This is a genomic window from Terrabacter sp. LjRoot27 (assembly GCF_964254175.1).
In the GTDB taxonomy this organism is placed as follows: Bacteria; Actinomycetota; Actinomycetes; order Actinomycetales; family Dermatophilaceae; genus Terrabacter.
Window position 1 is genome coordinate 1 of record NZ_CAXUSS020000005.1, and the last position, 2,627, is coordinate 2,627.

1 rRNA gene is annotated in these 2,627 nt (G+C 56.2%); it reads left to right on the top strand.

The features are described 5' to 3' along the window. A 23S ribosomal RNA gene (locus tag ACSQ2D_RS21560) occupies positions 1-2,580 on the top strand; the annotation flags it as partial. Positions 2,581-2,627 lie beyond the last annotated feature (47 nt).

A 2,627-nucleotide genomic window follows, 5' to 3' on the forward strand; every position in this document is an offset into this window, starting at 1 on the left:
GAGGGAAAGGTGAAAAGTACCCCGGGAGGGGAGTGAAATAGATCCTGAAACCGTGTGCCTACAATCCGTTGGAGCCTCCCGCCGTTGGGCGTGTGGGGTGACAGCGTGCCTTTTGAAGAATGAGCCTGCGAGTTAGTGCTCAGTGGCGAGGTTAACCCGTGTGGGGAAGCCGTAGCGAAAGCGAGTCCGAATAGGGCGTTTGAGTCGCTGGGTCTAGACCCGAAGCGGAGTGATCTACCCATGGCCAGGTTGAAGCGCAGGTAAGACTGCGTGGAGGACCGAACCCACTTAGGTTGAAAACTGAGGGGATGAGCTGTGGGTAGGGGTGAAAGGCCAATCAAACTCCGTGATAGCTGGTTCTCCCCGAAATGCATTTAGGTGCAGCGTCACGTGTTTCTTGCCGGAGGTAGAGCTACTGGATAGCTAATGGGCCTCACCAGGTTACTGACGTTAGCCAAACTCCGAATGCCGGTAAGTGAGAGCGTGGCAGTGAGACTGCGGGGGATAAGCTCCGTAGTCGAGAGGGAAACAGCCCAGATCACCAGCTAAGGTCCCTAAGCGTGTGCTAAGTGGGAAAGGATGTGGAGTTGCTGTGACAACCAGGAGGTTGGCTTAGAAGCAGCCACCCTTTAAAGAGTGCGTAATAGCTCACTGGTCAAGTGATTCCGCGCCGACAATGTAGCGGGGCTCAAGCACACCACCGAAGCTGTGGCATTGACATACTGCTCGGCACCGACACCTGCGGGTTCGGTGTCCAGGCGTGTTGATGGGTAGGGGAGCGTCGTGTGGCCAGGGAAGCGGCGGTGTGAACCAGCCGTGGAGGCCACACGAGTGAGAATGCAGGCATGAGTAGCGAATGACGGGCGAGAAACCCGTCCGCCGAATAACCAAGGGTTCCAGGGTCAAGCTAATCTGCCCTGGGTAAGTCGGGACCTAAGGCGAGGCCGACAGGCGTAGTCGATGGACATCCGGTTGATATTCCGGAACCGGCGAAGAACCGCCCATGATGAACCCAGTGATGCTAAGTGCCTGAAGCACGCCCACCGGACCTTCGGGTCCATCGGGTGTGTGGAGCGCACGACCCGATCTGGTAGTAGTCAAGCGATGGAGTGACGCAGGAAGGTAGCCTCCGCGTGGCGATGGTTGTCCACGTCCAAGGGTGTAGGGCGCGATCCAGGCAAATCCGGATCGCATGAAGCCTGAGACCTGATAGTGACCGCGAATGCGGGAAGAGGGTGATCCTATGCTGCCGAGAAAAACTTCTAGCGAGGTTCGAGCCGCCCGTACCCCAAACCGACTCAGGTGGTTAGGTAGAGAATACCAAGGCGATCGAGTGAATCGTGGTTAAGGAATTCGGCAAAATACCCCCGTAACTTCGGGAGAAGGGGGGCCCTGATCGTGACGCCACTAGCTGGCTGAGCGTGATCGGCCGCAGAGACCAGGGAGAAGCGACTGTTTACTAAAAACACAGGTCCGTGCCAAGTCGCAAGACGATGTATACGGACTGACGCCTGCCCGGTGCTGGAACGTTAAGGGGACCGGTTAGCCTCACGGCGAAGCTGAGAACTTAAGCGCCAGTAAACGGCGGTGGTAACTATAACCATCCTAAGGTAGCGAAATTCCTTGTCGGGTAAGTTCCGACCTGCACGAATGGCGTAACGACTTCTCCACTGTCTCAACCACGAACTCGGCGAAATTGCACTACGAGTAAAGATGCTCGTTACGCGCAGCAGGACGGAAAGACCCCGGGACCTTTACTACAGCTTGGTATTGGTGTTCGGTACGGCTTGTGTAGGATAGGTGGGAGACTGTGAAGCCGTCACGTCAGTGATGGTGGAGTCAACGTTGAAATACCACTCTGGTCGTTCTGGATATCTAACCTCGGTCCGTGATCCGGATCAGGGACAGTGCCTGGTGGGTAGTTTAACTGGGGCGGTTGCCTCCTAAAAGGTAACGGAGGCGCCCAAAGGTTCCCTCAGCCTGGTTGGTAATCAGGTTTCGAGTGTAAGTGCACAAGGGAGCTTGACTGTGAGACAGACATGTCGAGCAGGGACGAAAGTCGGGACTAGTGATCCGGCGGTGGCTTGTGGAAGCGCCGTCGCTCAACGGATAAAAGGTACCCCGGGGATAACAGGCTGATCTTGCCCAAGAGTCCATATCGACGGCATGGTTTGGCACCTCGATGTCGGCTCGTCGCATCCTGGGGCTGGAGTAGGTCCCAAGGGTTGGGCTGTTCGCCCATTAAAGCGGTACGCGAGCTGGGTTTAGAACGTCGTGAGACAGTTCGGTCCCTATCCGCTGTGCGCGTAGGAAACTTGAGAAAGGCTGTCCCTAGTACGAGAGGACCGGGATGGACGAACCTCTGGTGTGTCAGTTGTTCTGCCAAGAGCACCGCTGATTAGCTACGTTCGGAAGTGATAACCGCTGAAAGCATCTAAGCGGGAAGCACGTTTCAAGATGAGGTTTCCAGGCCCGCGAGGGCGAGAGGCTCCCAGCTAGACTACTGGGTTGATAGGCCGGATGTGGAAGCACAGCAATGTGTGGAGCTGACCGGTACTAATAAGCCGATAACTTGACTTACAAAGATGCTACGCGTCCACTGTGCGGTTCCCGAGATACAAACGGGA